At 50.5% G+C, this 17,447-nt stretch carries 15 protein-coding genes and 1 tRNA gene; 3 read left to right on the forward strand and 13 right to left on the reverse strand.

Translation table 11 applies throughout. The features are described from left to right. Nucleotides 1-212: 212 nt before the first annotated feature. The 12 genes from ftsZ to BUC30_RS12055 form a co-directional block, all read right to left on the reverse strand. Entirely contained in the window at nt 213-1,901 is a 1,689-nt protein-coding gene (gene ftsZ, locus BUC30_RS12000; protein ID WP_073425085.1) for a cell division protein FtsZ, read from the reverse strand. A 31-nt stretch (nt 1,902-1,932) separates the two neighbouring features. Continuing rightward, nucleotides 1,933-3,174: a cell division protein FtsA gene (gene ftsA / locus BUC30_RS12005; protein WP_073425086.1), complete on the reverse strand. Its 1,242-nt coding sequence runs from the start codon at nt 3,172-3,174 to the stop codon at nt 1,933-1,935. Beyond that, entirely contained in the window at nt 3,167-3,922 is a 756-nt protein-coding gene (locus BUC30_RS12010; RefSeq protein WP_244536618.1) for a cell division protein FtsQ/DivIB, read from the reverse strand. Before BUC30_RS12010 ends, ftsA begins: the two co-directional genes overlap by 8 nt. 83 nt (nt 3,923-4,005) lie before the next feature. Next, a complete protein-coding gene (murC, locus tag BUC30_RS12015) occupies nt 4,006-5,388 on the reverse strand; it encodes a UDP-N-acetylmuramate--L-alanine ligase (protein ID WP_073425087.1) in 1,383 nt (460 codons plus the stop codon). Further along, on the reverse strand, nt 5,388-6,458 hold the full coding sequence (gene murG / locus BUC30_RS12020; protein ID WP_073425088.1) for an undecaprenyldiphospho-muramoylpentapeptide beta-N-acetylglucosaminyltransferase: 1,071 nt from the start codon (nt 6,456-6,458) through the stop codon (nt 5,388-5,390). The genes murC and murG overlap by 1 nt, the downstream gene beginning before the upstream one ends. Beyond that, nucleotides 6,455-7,630 (reverse strand): peptidoglycan glycosyltransferase FtsW, encoded by a 1,176-nt coding sequence (locus BUC30_RS12025; protein WP_073425089.1) that lies wholly within the window; start codon nt 7,628-7,630, stop codon nt 6,455-6,457. Before BUC30_RS12025 ends, murG begins: the two co-directional genes overlap by 4 nt. Before the next feature lie 21 nt (nt 7,631-7,651). Next, a complete protein-coding gene (gene murF / locus BUC30_RS12030; protein WP_073425090.1) occupies nt 7,652-9,037 on the reverse strand; it encodes a UDP-N-acetylmuramoyl-tripeptide--D-alanyl-D-alanine ligase in 1,386 nt (461 codons plus the stop codon). Continuing rightward, complete coding sequence (locus BUC30_RS12035; RefSeq protein ID WP_244536619.1) at nt 9,024-10,427, reverse strand: UDP-N-acetylmuramoyl-L-alanyl-D-glutamate--2,6-diaminopimelate ligase; 1,404 nt, start codon at nt 10,425-10,427, stop codon at nt 9,024-9,026. Before BUC30_RS12035 ends, murF begins: the two co-directional genes overlap by 14 nt. 17 nt (nt 10,428-10,444) lie before the next feature. After that, nucleotides 10,445-12,331 carry a penicillin-binding protein gene (locus tag BUC30_RS12040; RefSeq protein ID WP_073425092.1) on the reverse strand — a complete coding sequence of 629 codons (1,887 nt, stop codon included), beginning with the start codon at nt 12,329-12,331 and terminating at the stop codon, nt 10,445-10,447. Continuing rightward, a complete protein-coding gene (locus BUC30_RS12045) occupies nt 12,324-12,641 on the reverse strand; it encodes a hypothetical protein (RefSeq protein ID WP_073425093.1) in 318 nt (105 codons plus the stop codon). Before BUC30_RS12045 ends, BUC30_RS12040 begins: the two co-directional genes overlap by 8 nt. After that, nucleotides 12,638-13,651: a 16S rRNA (cytosine(1402)-N(4))-methyltransferase RsmH gene (gene rsmH / locus BUC30_RS12050; protein ID WP_073425094.1), complete on the reverse strand. Its 1,014-nt coding sequence runs from the start codon at nt 13,649-13,651 to the stop codon at nt 12,638-12,640. Before rsmH ends, BUC30_RS12045 begins: the two co-directional genes overlap by 4 nt. Beyond that, complete coding sequence (locus tag BUC30_RS12055) at nt 13,641-14,114, reverse strand: division/cell wall cluster transcriptional repressor MraZ (protein WP_073425095.1); 474 nt, start codon at nt 14,112-14,114, stop codon at nt 13,641-13,643. The genes rsmH and BUC30_RS12055 overlap by 11 nt, the downstream gene beginning before the upstream one ends. A gap of 342 nt (nt 14,115-14,456) precedes the next feature. Between BUC30_RS12055 and fliB the strand changes: the two genes are divergently transcribed. Together fliB and BUC30_RS12065 are read left to right on the forward strand one after the other, a co-directional pair. After that, a complete protein-coding gene (fliB, locus tag BUC30_RS12060; protein ID WP_073425096.1) occupies nt 14,457-15,488 on the forward strand; it encodes a flagellin lysine-N-methylase in 1,032 nt (343 codons plus the stop codon). A gap of 159 nt (nt 15,489-15,647) precedes the next feature. After that, the gene (locus BUC30_RS12065; protein WP_073425097.1) at nt 15,648-16,190 is read left to right on the forward strand and encodes a TlpA disulfide reductase family protein; all 543 of its coding nucleotides are present in this window, start codon (nt 15,648-15,650) and stop codon (nt 16,188-16,190) included. A 49-nt stretch (nt 16,191-16,239) separates the two neighbouring features. On the opposite strand, the gene BUC30_RS12070 is transcribed toward BUC30_RS12065, so the two are convergent. Next, a tRNA-Arg gene (locus tag BUC30_RS12070) sits at nt 16,240-16,313 on the reverse strand. A gap of 225 nt (nt 16,314-16,538) precedes the next feature. Here BUC30_RS12070 and metF point away from each other — a divergent pair. Beyond that, entirely contained in the window at nt 16,539-17,429 is an 891-nt protein-coding gene (gene metF, locus BUC30_RS12075) for a methylenetetrahydrofolate reductase [NAD(P)H] (protein ID WP_073425098.1), read from the forward strand. Nucleotides 17,430-17,447: the final 18 nt, after the last annotated feature.

Here is a 17,447-nt window from a genome sequence, read left to right on the forward strand (position 1 = left end):
TATCGCCGACGGAGCTTTTCTATTGATTCAGAGCGGAGCGGACACGATAAGGACCACCCAGGCAGGGAGACCCGGGTGATCCCTTGTGTTGTGGTGGGTGCGCACTCACGCACCCGTGTGTGTGTATTCGTTCTCGGAGGCGCACTCGAAAACATTCGAACGCACCAGGTCGAATTTCGTTATTGCAATGTAGAGCTAATCGTTATGCACGATTAGAACAAGTCTGTCATACGCATAAAGGCCGGCAATTCGTAATCGACATCGCGGTCCTTGAGAGCGTCTTCAGAAGCCTTCTGGCTACGCATGTAAGCCGGAGTAGCATAATCAACAGTGTTCACCTGTTCGGTCTGAGCCGGACGGGATTCCTGCTTGAAAGTGCTAGTGTAGTTGCCGTTAGAAAGCGGATCTGCTTCGGCGGCACCCGGAAGTTCTTCGGATTCACGAGCGTTCTTGGACGGAGCAACAGTTTCTTCCGTGTAGCTAGCCTTAGCATCGAAGCTCGGGGAAGCGAAAGAAGAAGCCGGAGCAAACATGGCAGCAGCAGCGTTCACCGGAGCAGCCTGGCGGGCTGCAGCGGGCTGAGCATAAGTGTTCTGCGGAGCCGTGTAAGACTGAGCAGAGTAAGACGGAGCAGCCGGAGCTGTTGCCGGAACAACGCGCTGAGTAACAGCCGGAGTAGCAACCGTCGGAGCGGCAGGCATAGCTGCGGTCGGCATAGCAGCAGTCGGCATGGCAGCCGTGTTACGGCCAGCAAGAGCGAGGAAGTTCGTGGTCGGACGCGGAGTAGCAGCCTGCACCGGAGCAGCCGGGGCCTGATACTGAGCCTGTGCCTGATTCATCTGGTAAGCAGCAGTACCGATACCAGCGTAATTCACTGCAGCGGCATTGTTAGAGCCACCGCAACCCGTTGCGATGATGGTGATGCAAACCTTGTCGCCAAGTTCCGGAAGAGTGATATCACCGACGATGATGTTCGGGTTGCCTTCTTCGCCCACGGCGTCGTAAATGTGTTCCATAGCTTCGTTGTGTTCGAGCAAGGAGTAGTTTTCGCCGTGAGAAACGTTGATGAGCACGCCAGAAGCACCCTGGATGTCGATATCTTCGAGAAGCGGAGAAGAGAGAGCGGCATCGGCAGCGGCAACACCGCGGCCTTCGCCTTCTGCAGTACCCGTACCCATAAGAGCGGAACCACCCTTGAGCATAACCTTGCGGATATCAGCAAAGTCAACGTGCACAAGACCGTGACGGAACATGATGCTGCAGATGCTCTGCACTGCGTTACCGAGGATTTCGTCAGCCATCTTGAAGGCTTCGTCAACAGTAGCGCTCTTGTTCGTGTTCTGGATGAGGTTCAAAAGCTTCTTGTTTTCGATAACAATGATCGTATCGGCAGCTTCGCGGAGAGCGCGAACGCCATTCTGAGCCAAGGAATTACGGACGTTACCTTCAAAGCGGAACGGCTTTGTAACAACGGCAACCGTAAGGATTCCAAGTTCACGTGCAACAGTAGCAACGATCGGAGCAGCACCCGTACCGGTACCACCGCCCATGCCTGCGGTCACGAACACGAGGTCCGCACCCATCATGGCCTTCTTCAAGTCGTCGATGTTTTCTTCGACAGCCTTGCGACCCATTTCCGGATCCATGCCAGCACCGAGATTTCTCGTGCTCTTTTCACCGATAAGGATCTTGTGGTCGGCGAGACTCTGGTCCAGAGCCATAGCATCGGTATTGATGGCATAGTATTCTACACCTTCAATATTCATCTGCTTCATACGGTTCACAGTATTGCCGCCAGCACCGCCGACGCCAAAAACTTTCACCTTGGCATTTCTGGTTGGAGTGTCATCACCCGTGATACGAGACATAGCCTCGAAATTGATATTTGCAAAGTCACTCATAGTTTATCTCCCTGATTTGAGTGGTTTATGGTTAGAAGTAAGTCTTGATGATGTCGCGAAGGCGCTGCATACCCTTCTTCACAGTTACAAGCAACTGGGTATCCGTGTCACGCTGTTTTCTTTCGCGATGTTTCTTGTTCGCGTAATACAAGAGGCCAATGCCGGTTGCATAAGACGGATTCTGGTATGCATCCTGAATGCCACTCATGCCCTTCGGCTTTCCGATATGGACTGGCTTCTTGAATATTTTAGTCGCAATTTCTTCAATGCCGGCAAGGTTGCAGCAGCCACCCGTAAGGACGATACCGCCATCGATGACCGTATCGAGGTGGTGCTTTTCCAAATCCTTAGCCAAAAGCTTGAAGATTTCTGCAACGCGAGCAGTAATAATTTGAGCCAAAAGCTTACGAGAACAAAGAACTTCTCCACGGTCGCCCACACCAGGGACCGGGAAGGTTTCATCTTCAATCAAATTGTTGAGCGAGCAGGTGCCGTACTTTTTCTTGAGTTCTTCAGCCTTCGAAAGCGAGACCGGAACCTTGAGGCACTTGCTAATGTCACTAGTAATAATGTTGCCTGCAATGTCGAGCGAAGCCGTGTAACGCACGGAATCCTTGACAAAGACAGCGACGTCGGCAGAACCGGCACCGATATCGATCAGCGCCACACCGAGTTCACGTTCGTCATTAGACAAGACTGCAGATGCAGCGGCAAGCGGTTCAAGCACAAAGCCTGCCACATTGAGGCCAGCGCGATTCACGCACTTGGCAATATCCTGGAGAGCGTTCGGGCGTGAGGTAACCACCTGAACTTCAACTCCGAGGCGACGGCCAGAATAGCCTTTCGGATTGCGAATACCCGTTTCGTCATCCAGCGTATATTCACCCGGGAAAATATGGATGATTTCGCCCGCCTTGTCCGGCAGCGTACTTGCCTGTCTCTGGACGTTGATGATATCTTCTTCACGGACTTCGTTCGTCGGAAGCGTCACAAGACCTTTGTAGCTGAACGAAGACACATGCTTACCCGCAATGCCCACATAGACATCGCGCACATCGACTCCAGCAATCGATTCCAGCGTATGAACGGCCTTCTGCAATGTTTCCACAACGGAATCGTATTCATCAGACGATTCAAGCGGAAAGTCACCGCATTCTACCACTCGGACGGAATCCCCTTCCGAGATGCCAACGAACAAATTCACTTTCGAGGCGCCAATATCAAGCCCGAAAATGTAGTCCTCTTTTTTGACTATTTGCTTATTGTCATCCATTGATACACCTCTTATCAAAGTTTTTTATATACGCAAATCCATGAAATCTCATATCTACCTCGCCAGCGCAAAGGAGGTCTCTCCGAAAGCCCTTTCCGACAGCATTGTACAAAGTAAACAAATCCTTATCCCAGTTCGATTCCGGGAACATCACACGGAACCCGGCATCCTTAAAGAACACTTCATAAGCCCTATCTTGCTCGGACCAGCCCACCTGCGATACACGATCGTAAAGGGACTTATCTTCCTTGCGCATCGCCGACAAGAACTGAGCCACCTGTTTCAACTTCCCTACAGATTCGTTTTCAAGAATCGGCAAGTGTAGTGCCGTCATCATCGACATGGGAAGCGAAAGACCTCTTTCGGAATACACAGTTCCTTTGCCATCTTCAAGCACAGAAAGAATCGGAGACGCTTCCTGGAGCTTGATGTAAAGCGACGACGGGAACTTGCTTTCCACTTCTGCCGAATGGATCAGCGGAATCTGCAAGAGAGACTTCTTTACAGAGTCAGCATCCAGTTCCGACATAAGCATGCCCGTTTCCACCTGAGCGCTCTGCACTACGTCCTCCCACGAAAGCATACGATTGCCTTCGATTTCGATGTACTGCAAGTGCCTGAGTTCAAGCGGATTGATTTGATGCAGATAGAAACGACTTTGCCACAGCGCGACAGTAGCAACGACAACGAGCAAAGCAAAAAACCAGCCCTTGCGTTTGTACCAACGAACAGTTTTAGCAACACGCATGCGCCTCATACGGGAGCGCTTGCGTCTACGCTTGCGTTCGTTGTATCCGATCCGTCGACCGAACATTGTTGTTTCTTCTAAAGTCAAATGCTCTTCTCCAAAATCGTCTGGCCAAGCTTCCAAATGTTACCGGCACCCATCAGAACAATCACGTCGTTCGGCTGGAGCAAATCCTTGCAAACCGGAATCAAGTTGTTCACATCGCCAATGAAGCGAGCATCGCGGTGACCACGGTCAGCGGCGCTGTTGGCTACCATCGCCCCGGTCACACCTTCAATCGGCTTTTCGCGGGACGGATAGATGTCGGTCACCAAGAGCACATCGCAGTTCGAGAAAGCGCTACCAAATGCTTCGTGTTGGTCGCGGGTACGCGTAAACAAGTGCGGTTGGAAAGCGACAATGATGCGCTTGTCCGGGAACGCTTCGCGGAAACCGAGGAGTGTTGCAGTCGCTTCAGTCGGGTGGTGGGCATAGTCATCAAAGACCATGACGCCATTCTTTTCGCCGATGAATTCAAAGCGGCGCTTGACGCCTTCGAACGCAGCCACAGCCTTGCGGGCAACTTCAATCGAAATACCTTCTTCGACAGCGAGGGCTACAGCAGCCGTCGCATTCAGCACGTTGTGGCGGCCAGGAATCTGAAGTTTGAACTGTCCGAGGCTCTTACCATCGCAAACAATTTCAAACTGCGGGTAACCCTTCACGAACGTGAGATTTTCAACGCGGTACTTAGCCTGGCGAGTAAAGCCGTATGTAATCACCGGCTTCTTGAGGTGCGACAGAATCTGCTGCACGTTCGGGTCGTCGAGGCATACAATTACCTGACCGTAGAACGGAATCTTGTTTGCAAACTGAGTGAATGCATCCTTGATGGCATCGATGTTCTCGTACGTATCGAGATGGTCGGCATCGATGTTCGTGATGATAGCCGAAGAAGGCATCATCGAAAGGAAGCTGCGGTCAAATTCGTCACTTTCGGCAATGAGGTAGTCGCCATGGCCCACCTTGGCACCACTGCACTTACCCTTCACAATGCCACCCACGATAATCGTCGGGTCAAGTCCGGCTTCTTCCCAAATGGCGCCAACGATAGACGTCGTCGTGGTCTTGCCATGTGTACCGGCAATGGAAAGCGTGTACTTGAGGCGCATCAGTTCACCGAGCATTTCGGCACGGCGGATCACCGGAATGCGGCGGGCACGAGCCTCAACAAGTTCCGGATTGTCAAACGGAATGGCAGAAGAATAAACGACCAAGTCCGCATCAGCAACATTCTTTGCTTCGTGCTTCGGGTCAATGCGGATGCCAAGACCTTTCAAATAGTCAATGACAGTACCCTCGCCCATATCGGAACCCGTCACCACAAATCCGTTTTCATGGAGCACTTCTGCAATACCGGACATACCGGCGCCACCGATGCCCACAAAATGAAGGCGACGAACACGTTTACAATCATTAATCTGCATTACGTTCTCTCCATATCCAGGATAATTTTTGCAATCTGGTCAGCGGCATCGGGCATGCCAAGCGATTTAGCGGCTTCGCCCATCTTCTCCAGACGTTCAGAATCGTACAGGAGAGATTCCACCTTGTTCCAAAGATCATTCGGTTCATCATCAAGTTCCACGAGGGCTGCGCCAGCCTTTTCGACTACGCGGGCATTGTGTTCCTGATGGTTTGCAGTCGCATGCGGGTACGGGAGCAAAATAGACGGCTTGCCAAAAGCAAGGATTTCTGCAAGTCCCGATGCGCCGGCGCGGCTAATAATCAAGTCGGCATGCTTCATGTAAGCATAGATGTTGTCCAAGAAGCCACGGACAGCGACATTCGGCAAAATGCCAAGGCGGTTGTTGATGTCATCGACATTCTTTACGCCCACCTGCCAAACCACGCTAATATCTTCGTGGGCGGCAATGCGGTCAATGCTTTCTTCAATCTTGTTGTTGATGCCAGAAGCGCCCTGAGAGCCACCGACAATAAACACAGCCTTACGGCCTTCACGGAATTCCACCGGACGTGCCAAGGAATCCGCAGCAGGCAAGTCACGAATCGGGTTGCCGAGAATGCGAGTTTTTTCGATCGGGAATCCCTTCATTGCTTCTTCGGAGGTCACAAAGACCGTCTTTGCATAACGGGCACCGACCTTGTTGGCAATACCAGCCACAGCGTTCTGTTCCTGCAAATAGACCGGAATACCCATAGAACCTGCAGCAAGCACAATCGGAAGCGAAACATAGCCACCCGTTGCAATCACGACATCCGGTGCAACCTTCTTTACAACGCTCTTTGCACGGATCAAGGACTTCGTCAAGTTAAACGGCAAAGCCAAATTCTTGAGGAACGGTCCACGATGCAGAGGAACTGCCGAAATGTATTCGTACGGCCAGTTCTTTGCCACAAGGCGTTCTTCCATAGAATCCTTACGACCAGCAAAAGTAATCTGGGTAACACCCATCTTCTTCAAACTCTCGGCAATAGCCACTGCCGGGAAAATATGGCCACCAGTGCCACCGCAAACAAAGAGGAACTTTTTCATATAGAACTCCTTCTTGTCCTAAAACTCATAAAGGAACTCGCATCAAACGAAACCGTGTTGTTCATATAAGGTTCACGAATGCTCCGGCCACTCGTCGGGCGAGAAATATTCAACATAATTCCAATAAAAGCAGACGACATCAACAGATTCGTACCACCAAAACTCAAGAACGGAAGCGGCTGACCCGTCGTAGGGAAAAGCCCTACACACACGCAAACGTGAATGGCAAAATTCAAGAAAAGCGAAGTCGTGAGCGCCACTGCCATGTACCTGCCAAATCGGGTCGTCGAAGCTTTTGCAATATTGTAGCCCTGCGAGAAAAGTATTGCAAAAGCGACAAGCACGAGGAACGTTACCACAAATCCAAATTCTTCACCAATGGCGGCATAAACCACGTCCTTGTGGGCTTCGGGCAAATAGCCGAGTTTCTGTTCACCCATGCCTGCACCCGTTCCAAAAAGACCGCCATTGCCAAGCGCTTCAAGAGAATGTTCCAACTGGCGCTTCGATTCCTTCATAGTTCCATCATCGCCCGAGAAGAACGCCTTAATGCGCGTGCTTGTATGCGCCTTGCAAAGCAATACGATAAGTCCCAGCGGAATAGAAGCACCCAAACCCGAAAACAAATATTTATAGTTTGCCCCTGCAATAAAGAGCAAGGTGAAAAGCAAAGCTGCAAACATAATAAGCATCGAGAAATTCGGTTGGAGCGCAAGCAAAAGTGCAGAAATCGCAAACGGAACTGCGGGCTGGACAATCGTACACTTGATGGACTTGATTTCGTCCCCTGCATTCGAAAGCTTCGCACAGACCCAGCAGATAAAGCCAAACTTCATAATCTCAGACGGCTGGATGCCGAAAATCCAGCGGGATGCACCCTTCACCTCACCACCCGAAACAATAGCAGCTAGCGTAAGGACTGCACCAACACCAAAGACAACGCGGGACATATCTTTCCAAAGCGCATAATCAATCTTGTAGAACACGCCCATGATAATGACCGATGCCACGACCTTGTAAAGGTGCTTCATGAGGAAGTATTCAGGCGGCAGGTTTTTCGCCAAAGCCACAGGCGTAGACGTCGAATAAACGACTACGATGCCAAAGCACATTAATGCTAATGCGACAAATAGCAAAAGTTTGTTCATTCCTGTGGACTGAGTGTTCGACATCTTAAATTCTAAAAACCAACCTTAAACCTTGAATACCGGCACCATGTGGAGGAGCGCTTCCACCACCTGTTCCATGTGCATACCGCGACTGCCCTTCACCAAAAGGATATCCCCTTCGGCGACAATTTCGCTCAATTCGCTGATGACTTCCGGAACCGTTTCAAAATACTGCACGTTCTTCATGCCGCGAGACTTGGCACCTTCCACGTACTTCTTTGCTTCCTTGCCGACAGCGAGGAGCATATCAAAATTCATTTCAGGCACGAGAGCTCCAATCTGCTTGTGCAAATTGCCACTTTCCTTGCCAAGTTCGAGCATGTCGCCAAGAACTGCAATGCGCTTGCCTTCAACACGCATGTTGCCAAGCGTCTGGAGAGCCATCTTCGTCGAAGACGGGTTAGCATTGTAGCAGTCCGAAATCACCTTGAAGCCGTTAGCGTTCTTGATTTCCATGCGCATGCTTGTGGAGGTAAAGCTAGCCAAAGCCTTAGCGATATCGCCCTTCGGGATGCGGAGAGCCTGACCCACAGCAATTGCTGCGAGAGCATCATAAAGGTTATGGTCACCAGGGACGTTCAACACAAAATGCGTACGACCGATGTAGAAATCAGCGCAGAGGTTTTCGGTCCACTTGAGCTTTTCAGGCTTCACGACACCACGACGCACACCGAAAGTCACGACCTTGTAATGCTTGGTCGCCTTTACCTTGCAAAGGCGTTCGTCATCGGCATTCACAATCAGCGTGCCGTTTTCCTTGAGACCTGCGACAATGTTAATTTTTTCATTGAACACGCCGTCCAAATCGCCGAGGCGTTCCAAGTGGCTTGCGCCAATGTTCGTAATCACGGCAATATCCGGTTCCGTAGCCAAGGAAAGCGGGCGGATTTCATCCGGACCACTCGTACCCATTTCGACAACGGCAGCTTCGTGGCTGTGCTTCAGCTGGAACAGTGTCATCGGGACACCGATATGGTTGTTGAAGTTACCCTTAGTCGCATGGGTGTTGTACTTCATCGAAAGTACAGCCTTCGTCATTTCCTTCGTCGTCGTCTTGCCGTTACTACCGGTAATAGCGACCTTCTTCAACTTGAAAAATTTCTGATAGCCCTTGGCAAGCTTCAAGAGAGCCTTCGTCGTATCATCGACCGGAGCGTACATCTTGAAATTCGGATCGATAGCGGTTTGGTTTACTACGCTCATCAGAGCTCCATCCTTTTCCATTTGAGGTACAAACTGGTGGGCGTCAAAACGTGCGCCCTTAATCGGCCAAAAGACAACACCTTTGGCACTTTCACGAGAATCCATGCAGAGATTCACCTTGCGTTTCAAGGTACGGGCAGGAACGCCGACAGCTTCGGTTTCCAGAATCTCAAGCATTTGTCCAATAGTCAAATCAAGCTTCAGCATCAGTCATCGCCTTCACCGCGATTTCGCGATCGTCAAAATGATGTTTGGTCTTACCAATGATCTGGTAATCCTCATGACCCTTGCCCGCAATCACAAGCCAGTCACCGCTCTTGAGTTCTGCACAAGCGCGGTTGATAGCTTCTTCGCGGTTTTCGACCACTTCAAACTTGTCCGTCGTCATGCCGGCGCGAACGTCAGCGATGATGTCAGCAGGCTTTTCGGTGCGCGGATTGTCCGATGTGAGCCAAGCCTTGTCCGCAATGCGTTCGGCAATGCCACCCATAATCGGGCGCTTCGTCTTGTCACGGTCACCACCGCAGCCAAACACGGTCGAAAGCTTGCCGCGGCAGAGGCTACGGGCCACATTCAACACGCGTTCAAGAGCATCCGGCGTGTGGGCATAGTCCACAATCACATGCTTACCGTTCTTGCTCCAGACCTTTTCAAAGCGACCCGGAACACGCACAGTTGCAATCGCCTTGCGCATGGCATCTTCAGGCACGCAGAGAGCATGAGCCCAGGCAAGCACCAGGAGCAAATTGTCCACGTTAAAGTCGCCGCAGAGCGGAGTTTCAAACTTTTCCGTCGCAATCATCGGGAGCGCAAATTCGAGACCGTCTTCGGTGCTCTTGATTTCGCCAAACGGCTTCACATCAGCCTTAGCCTTGCCAAGTCTCGATACAGCCACCTTGCGGCAGTCCAGCACGTTAAAGAGCTTTTCGCCATGAGCATCGTCAATGTTGATGACAGCCACGCCATTTTCTGCGAGGTACTTCGTAAAGAGCAACTTCTTTGCTTCGAAATAGGCGTCCATCGTCTTGTGGTAATCGAGATGGTCCTGCGTCAAGTTGCTAAAAAGACCGCTTCTGAACTTGATACCAGCAACACGACCTTGGTGGAGAGAATGCGAAGACGCTTCCATCACGAGGTCGGTGCAGCCTTCAGCCACAGCGCGAGATGCAAATTCATAAAGGTCCAAAAGACCCGGAGTCGTTAGCGAAGCCGGCACAGACTTGTCGCCAATCTTATTCTTGATGGTGCCGAGCAGAGCCGTCTTGCGGCCTTCCGCTTCGAGCATCGCATTCATAAGGAACGCACTTGTCGTCTTGCCGTTCGTGCCCGTAATGGCATGGCAAATAAGCTTGCTGAACGGATCCTTGTAGAAAATCTTAGCAGCTTCGAGGCGAGCCAGCTTCACATCTGGTACCTGGATCCACTTGGACGTCAGTCCTTCGGGAGCCATAGTCTCGCCAACAACAGCAACGGCACCCGCCGCAATGGCGCTGCGGGCAAAAGCCTCGTAGCCATCCGCCGGAATGGAGAAGAACAAATTCCCCGGTTTCACACGGCGGGAATCATCACAAAGCCCCGTCACGGACAACTTTTGCATCAGTCCTTCCGAAATCATCAGCTTTTCTCCTTTAAGGTCAGTTTGCAAATCGCACCTTTCTGCAAGGCTTCTTCTGCCTTGGGTTCCTGAGCGACAACGCGGCCTTTTCCTGTATATTCAACATTCATGCGGATGTTCCCCATCACTTCGAGAGCATCCTTCAACGATAAACCCTTCAAATCCGGCATTTTCTTTGCCACGGCATCGCCGAGCAAAAGCGTCTTGCCATTGACAAGTCCTCCGTCCATGCGTTCCGAAATCACGCGGAGTCCCTTGCCTTCAAAGCGAACCGGGCACTTATTCCTCTTTGCGAAATCCTTAGCCGCAGACACCATCATCCCGGAAAAGTCCTTATCGCACGGAGAACCAAGCTTGACCTGTTTCAAATTATGAGCGAGCGGCGAAATTGCCGGGTGGTAGTAAATCCCTTCCATGATGCGGCGGAAAATCGGACCTGCAGTAAGACCACCCACAGTCTTTCCATGCGGTTCATCCACAAGCACAAGGCATACATAACGCGTATCTTCGAACGGAGCAAGCCCGATAAACGAAGCCACCTGCAAATTGCGATCGTAAGAGCGAGTTTCCTTATTGTACTTTTCAGCCGTACCCGTCTTGCCGCCAAACAACACGTCGGTAAGTTTCTGCGAAGCCACCTTCTTTGCCGTACCGCTATTCACCACACGATAGAGCATTTTACGGATGGTTGCAGCCGTCTTTTCAGAAATCACACGGCGAAGTTCCATCGGTTCAATCTTTTTCACGACTTCACCCTTGGAGTTACGCCATTCCTTCACAATTTGCGGGCGCATGAGCTTGCCACCGTTTGCAATAGCCGAATAAGCCATCACCATCTGGATCGGCGTCACAGAAACAGCATGACCAAAGCCCATCGTCTTGAGCGTTCTATCGTCGCGAGTAAGTTCAGCCGGCTTCAAAAGTCTTCCACTTTCTTCGCCAATGTAGTTGTCAAAAGCCCTTTCGCCAATGCCAAAAGCACGAGCCATTCTGTACATACGCATAGCCCCCACTTCAGAGGCAATCTTTGCAAACACAATATTCGAGGACTGCACCATCGCTTCGCTCATGTCCATATCGCCATAGATATGGGTATCGCAAATTCTTTCGGACTTCGGGTTCCATTTCCAGCATTTGCCTTCGTTGGCATAAACCTTCTGCGGACTGACAACATGGTTTTCAAGAGCGGCCGCAGCCGTAATCACCTTGAACGTTGAACCCGGTTCATACGACAACGAAACAATTTCATTCTTTGCAGCGCGATCGACACCCTGATTCTTGGAATTCGGGTCAAATGTCGGGTAGCTCGCCATCGCAAGGATTTCGCCCGTATACGGATCCACGACAACAGCACTTGCGTTTTTCGCCGAGAATTCAGCGACACCGTCCTTCAAAGCCTTCTCTACAATTTCCTGCATGTTGCGGTCAATCGTCAGCACGAGATCCAATCCTGTCCTGGCTTCAATCACATTCTTAGAACGGTTGTAGACCTCTTTCTGGTGCGCATCCTGGACACTTACGCGAATGCCTTCGTCACCACGGAGACTATCGTTGTAAATCTGTTCCATGCCCATGCTACCCGAGCCATTATAGCCCACCTTGCCCACAATCTGCGATGCAAGGGTCCCCTGCAAGAACAAACGGCTATAGCCCAGATTATCACTCGTATCGCGCATGCTTTCGGCAAACACGACTCCGTTTCTATCCATAATAGAGCCACGTTCCGCATACAAGTTCTTTGTACGCGTCACAATCGACCTCGTAGTCGCCTGGTAAACACCACGGTTCATCACCTGGATGTCAAACGTCTGCAAAATCAGCCCGCCCACAACGCAAAGCACAAAAACCTTCAAGAAAAGCAGAGGATCCCAATTTCGCTTATTCATGCGAACCCTCCGTTATCATGATTTTTACCGGAACTTCATTCAATCCAAGTCCCGTCTTTTCTGCAAACTTTGCAAGATGGTTAATCGAAGTGAGCTTGTTGATTTCGAAATCCTTCAAAAGGATTTCACGCTTGAGCAAGCTAGACTTCTCCCTCAAGCCGTAATAATTACCATAAAGGCGGTTGATACTATTCTGCATGTACACCGGGCACATGCAAGCCACAGTCACCATGAAAACCAACAGAAGCACAAGCCCCATAATAACGTTCTTCCCGGACTTTACGGGTTCATTCTGCACATTATCGATCATACTCTTTCATAGATCCTTAACTTCGCAGAACGAGCCCGGCTGTTCCTGTTGATTTCTTCGGCCGAGGGCAAAATCGGCTTACGGTTCACTTTCTTCAAACGCTGGTGGTTGCCACCGCACATGCAAACCGGCAAGTTTTCCGGGCAAATGCATGCTTTTTCAAATTCAGCCGCCGTTTCCTTGACGCAACGGTCTTCGACGGAGTGGTAGCTCATCACGACCAAGCGACCGCCCACCTTGAGACAATTGACTGCGGCACGGAGGCTATCTTCAATCTGCTTGAGTTCGCCGTTCACTTCCATGCGGACAGCCTGGAATACGCGGGCAAGCAAACTATTGGCATCACGGCGCTTATCCGGGAATACGGCTTCGACAACAGCCTTGATATCGCTCGGGAGCACTTCGCGACCTTCGGTGGTAATTTCTCCCACTTTTTCCTTGATGCGAGTGGCAAGCTTGAACGCACGATCCATATCGGCATTTTTGCGGAGAGCGGCTGCAAAATCATCTTCGCTCACAGAGCGGAGCCATTCCTGCGCAGAGACGCTTTCACGACGGTCCATGCGGAGATCGAGCGGATTATCGCCTACAAACGTAAAACCACGGCTAGAGTCATCTACCTGATGGCTGCTGATGCCGAGATCGTAAAGGACACCGTCGAGTGTATTCGGTTCAATTTCGTTTCCGAGTTCGCTAAACGGAACCGGATGGACAATAAACTTGGGGAGAACGCCTGCAAGGCGCTTCGTTGCAAACTGGACCGCTTCATCGTCGCGGTCAAACGCGTGGAGCGTACCATCGGAATCCAGCTTTTGGGCAATAGCGTAAGAATGGCCGCCACCGCCAAGCGTGCAGTCCGAATAGGTGCCGTTCGGCTTGATATTCAAGCCTTCAAGGCATTCCTTGAGCATCACCGGATCGTGATAGAATTCTCTCCCTTGAACTCCAGCGACCGCAGCTTCCGAAATTTCATTTACATGTACTGACTTGCGGAGATTGTTATCTGCCATTATCCCCCTCCGTCAAGCCACCACCATAGAACGCGGCAGAGAAAGCATCGATTGCTTCATTTGTCTGCAAACCATACTTTTCGTTATAGCGTTCAGGATTCCATAATTCGAGAGCTTTACCGCGAGCCGTAACATAAAGAACTTCGTCTTTAAGGCCGGCATACTCCAGTAAAATTTTGGGGAGTAAAATGCGATTCTGGCCATCCATCTCCACAACTGTGGGGCAGAGGCCTCTCCGAACTAAGTCGGCTTGACGGCGGTCGGACCAGCTGTCCAAGTCCGCCATGAATTTCTCAAACTCAGGAAGGACAAACAACCGGAGGGTGCGGTCCGGGCCACGGGTGACCACGAACTCATTCCCTTCGGACGCCGAAAGCTGACGACGGAATTCCCTAGGGAAGGAGGTCCTTCCCTTTCCATCGATAGCCGTTTGGGCTTGTCCTATGAAAGAAGTGAAATTCATATTATTTGACACATTTTACCACAACACATATCACACGTGGAAAATATACCCACTTTCAACCACACTGGCAATACAAAACCGAAACCGAGATTAAAAAAAGCATACTTTTTGGCTTTGTTAAGAAAATTTTTACATAAATTTTCATTCCTCCCAGCAATTTTCAGCCGACGCAAGGTAATATTCGCGTAAGATTTTTGTTACAAGTAGTTATCGGTTAGTGATTAGTGGTTGGTGGTTAGTAGACAGTAGGAAGTAGGCGGTAGGAAGCTAACAGAGGATGACAAGGCGCTATTTTCTAAATTTTCTAGTAACTACTAACTATTAACTAGTAACTAAGTTTCCATGCTTCTCCGTGTTCCAGAATTCTACGATTCGTTCCATTGCATTGCCGGCAAATGCACCGACACCTGTTGCATCGGTTGGGAAATCGACATCGATGACGAGAGCGCCAAGCGCTACGCCAAAGTTCAAGGCGAATTCGGCAAAAGGCTCCAACAGAACATCGAAGACGGACATTTCAAACTGTTCCCCGGCGACCGTTGCCCATTTTTAAGAGAAGACGGACTCTGCGACATGATTTGCCACCTCGGTGAATCTAGTTTGTGCGACATCTGCCGTGAGCACCCTCGATTTGTGGAAGTCTACGGAGACATCATGGAAAAGGGCGTTGGACTCTGCTGCGAAGAAGCCGTACGCTTACTGCTAGAGAGCAAAGGTTCCGCCACCTCGCCCATTGCGTTTGTCGAACGCGAAATCGACGAAATTCCAGACGAGATCCCCGATGACGCCATCGAAGCTCGCGACGCTATTTTCGAAGAACGAGAACATTTATTCAAAATCCTTGCCGACCACAGCAAGCCACTGAACAAACGACTCGTCAAACTGCTCGACTACGCCATCGAAACAAGCGGTTTCGAATTTTCAGAAACACGCCCATCCGAAATCAATGCCACCGATAAAATTTCGGACAACGCCCACCAGACGTGGATCGAGATCCTCGGCAAAGGCGAAAGTTACGGCCCCGCATGGGACACCGCATACAAGCAGCTAAAAGAAAACGGTTGGGCAAAAATCGCCCGCCAAGATTCGCCCCAACCACTTTTCACAGACAGCGATGGCGAAAAAATCATCGCCTACTTGCTATTCCGCTACTATGAAAAAAGCCTGTTCGACGGCAACAGCCTCACCAAAGTCGAGTTCGCCATTTACTTCTGGGTGATGGTGCAAAAGTTCCAAGCCACCAAAATCGACGCCATCAAATTGCTCAGCAAGCAAACCGAATATTCCGAAGAAATCATGGAACTTTTCGAGCAGGAATTCATGGAAAATCCAGCATTTTTCCCCGACAGCATCAAGAAGATATTAATGGAATAGACGAGGGGCGGCAAAACCTTTCAAAAAACGCAATTTTTACATTATTTTTCCCGTTTTTTGACAGAAATCACAATCCATCCCTTTATTTTTTGGTATTTTACAACTGTTTAAAAGGGATCCCCTTCAGGATCAACGAAAAACGTTTTTAGGAGTATGTGTATGCTTAGTCGCATTTTCAGTTTGGTAGCTTTTGTAGCCGTCATGGGTTTTGCGCAGTTCGCACCGGAGCCGCAGGTTGCCGATATCAAATTGATGATGGATACCACAACGAATCAGCCCATGAAGATGGACTTTTCCAAGCATCTTTCGGGCATCAGTGATCCGGGCATTATTTTCGCCCACTTCAGCAACCGCCCGCTGCTCATCTATTACTTCAGCCCGAAGTGCCCGCACTGCCAAAAGCACTTCCCCGAGATCCAAAATCTCATCAAGGAATATGAATCCAAGGGACTCACCGGCATTGCTATTGGTTTAAACGGCGGCATCAAGAAGAACGACATCCGTTTGTTCATCGACCAGTACCACGCGGTCATTCCGGTATTCCAGGACACCGACAGCAAGTTCGGACCGGCTTACGGCACGGGCTACATCCCGGTGGTCTACCTCGTGCAGAAGGACGGCACGTTCTACCGCTACGAAACACTCAACGAAGCGAACATGAACCATTTGCGCGCTACGCTGAACAAGATTTTGAAGAAGTAACTCAAAAGCACCAAGTATGAAAAAGGCTCCCTCGCGGGAGCCTTTTTCATACCGTCGGCGGGAGTCGAACCCACGACCCGTTGCTTAGAAGGCAACTGCTCTATCCAACTGAGCTACGACGGCGTTTGTGAGCACACAATATAGTAAATAATTTGATTTTTCGTCAATTTTCGCACGAATCAAAACCCATCTCTCCAAAAAATTTACGCATTCCCCGTTGCCATTGTCGGGAATTTTATCTACATTTATGCATGAATTCAAATATTTGCATAAACAAAAAAAAAAGCGTAACATTCGACATTGCACTAAGGATCCAAAGCCCAATGCCGACCGTTGCACGGAGATACAATGAAGATTATCGACATCCTGAAGCAAGACAAGATGAGCCTCTCCTTCGAGGTGTTCCCGCCGAAGAAAGAAACGAGTTTTGAAAATGTTAAAGCAGCCACCGAAGCGATTGCAAAGCTTAACCCCGCATTCATGAGCGTCACGTACGGCGCAGGCGGCGGCGTGAGCCAGTACACGCTCGAAATTGCGAAGAATCTCAAGTACAATTTCAACATTCCGATGCTCGCCCACCTCACCTGCATTTCGAGCACCAAGGAAACCATCCACCAGCGCATCGAAGACATGAAGGCCGCCGGCATCAAGAACGTGATGGCCCTCCGTGGCGACCTCACGCCGGAACTCATTGCAAACGGTCGCGGTGATTGCGACTACCACCATGCTGTGGAACTCATCCGCGAACTCAAGGCCACTGACGCTGATTTTTGCATTGGTGCCGCCTGCTACCCGGAAAAACACCCGGAAAGCGCCAACCAAGCCGAAGATATCAAGCACCTCAAGGAAAAGGTCGATGCAGGCGCCGACTTCCTCACGACGCAGATGGTCTTTGACAATAATCTATTCTTCAGCTTCCTTTACAAGCTCCGCGATGCAGGCGTGAACTGCCCGGTGCTCCCCGGCATTATGCCCATCACGAACGCAAACCAGGTCGAACGCGCCATTAAGCTTTCGGGTTCATTCATGCCGCAGCGTTTCAAGTCGCTCGTGGACAAGTTCGGTAGCGATCCGGACGCCATGAAGCAGGCTGGCATCATCTACGCCACCGACCAGATCATCGACCTCTACGCGAATGGCATCACGAACGTCCACGTTTATTCCATGAACAAGCCGGACGTCGCCGAAGGCATCCTCAAGAACGTCTCTGCCATTCTCGGCAAGAACTTCGCAGGGTAAAAACGAGAGAAGCCCGCT

Source organism: Fibrobacter sp. UWB7 (genome assembly GCF_900142945.1).
In the GTDB taxonomy this organism is placed as follows: domain Bacteria; phylum Fibrobacterota; class Fibrobacteria; order Fibrobacterales; family Fibrobacteraceae; genus Fibrobacter.

What these genes read in the sequence shown, in the direction of transcription:
- ftsZ (WP_073425085.1), bottom strand. Translation starts at nt 1,901, where the DNA reads ATGAGTGACTTTGCAAATATCAATTTCGAGGCTATGTCTCGTATCACG.
- ftsA (WP_073425086.1), bottom strand. Translation starts at nt 3,174, where the DNA reads ATGGATGACAATAAGCAAATAGTCAAAAAAGAGGACTACATTTTCGGG.
- BUC30_RS12010 (WP_244536618.1), bottom strand. Translation starts at nt 3,922, where the DNA reads ATGCGTGTTGCTAAAACTGTTCGTTGGTACAAACGCAAGGGCTGGTTT.
- murC (WP_073425087.1), bottom strand. Translation starts at nt 5,388, where the DNA reads ATGCAGATTAATGATTGTAAACGTGTTCGTCGCCTTCATTTTGTGGGC.
- murG (WP_073425088.1), bottom strand. Translation starts at nt 6,458, where the DNA reads ATGAAAAAGTTCCTCTTTGTTTGCGGTGGCACTGGTGGCCATATTTTC.
- BUC30_RS12025 (WP_073425089.1), bottom strand. Translation starts at nt 7,630, where the DNA reads ATGTCGAACACTCAGTCCACAGGAATGAACAAACTTTTGCTATTTGTC.
- murF (WP_073425090.1), bottom strand. Translation starts at nt 9,037, where the DNA reads ATGCTGAAGCTTGATTTGACTATTGGACAAATGCTTGAGATTCTGGAA.
- BUC30_RS12035 (WP_244536619.1), bottom strand. Translation starts at nt 10,427, where the DNA reads ATGCAAAAGTTGTCCGTGACGGGGCTTTGTGATGATTCCCGCCGTGTG.
- BUC30_RS12040 (WP_073425092.1), bottom strand. Translation starts at nt 12,331, where the DNA reads ATGAATAAGCGAAATTGGGATCCTCTGCTTTTCTTGAAGGTTTTTGTG.
- BUC30_RS12045 (WP_073425093.1), bottom strand. Translation starts at nt 12,641, where the DNA reads ATGATCGATAATGTGCAGAATGAACCCGTAAAGTCCGGGAAGAACGTT.
- rsmH (WP_073425094.1), bottom strand. Translation starts at nt 13,651, where the DNA reads ATGGCAGATAACAATCTCCGCAAGTCAGTACATGTAAATGAAATTTCG.
- BUC30_RS12055 (WP_073425095.1), bottom strand. Translation starts at nt 14,114, where the DNA reads ATGAATTTCACTTCTTTCATAGGACAAGCCCAAACGGCTATCGATGGA.
- fliB (WP_073425096.1), top strand. Translation starts at nt 14,457, where the DNA reads ATGCTTCTCCGTGTTCCAGAATTCTACGATTCGTTCCATTGCATTGCC.
- BUC30_RS12065 (WP_073425097.1), top strand. Translation starts at nt 15,648, where the DNA reads ATGCTTAGTCGCATTTTCAGTTTGGTAGCTTTTGTAGCCGTCATGGGT.
- metF (WP_073425098.1), top strand. Translation starts at nt 16,539, where the DNA reads ATGAAGATTATCGACATCCTGAAGCAAGACAAGATGAGCCTCTCCTTC.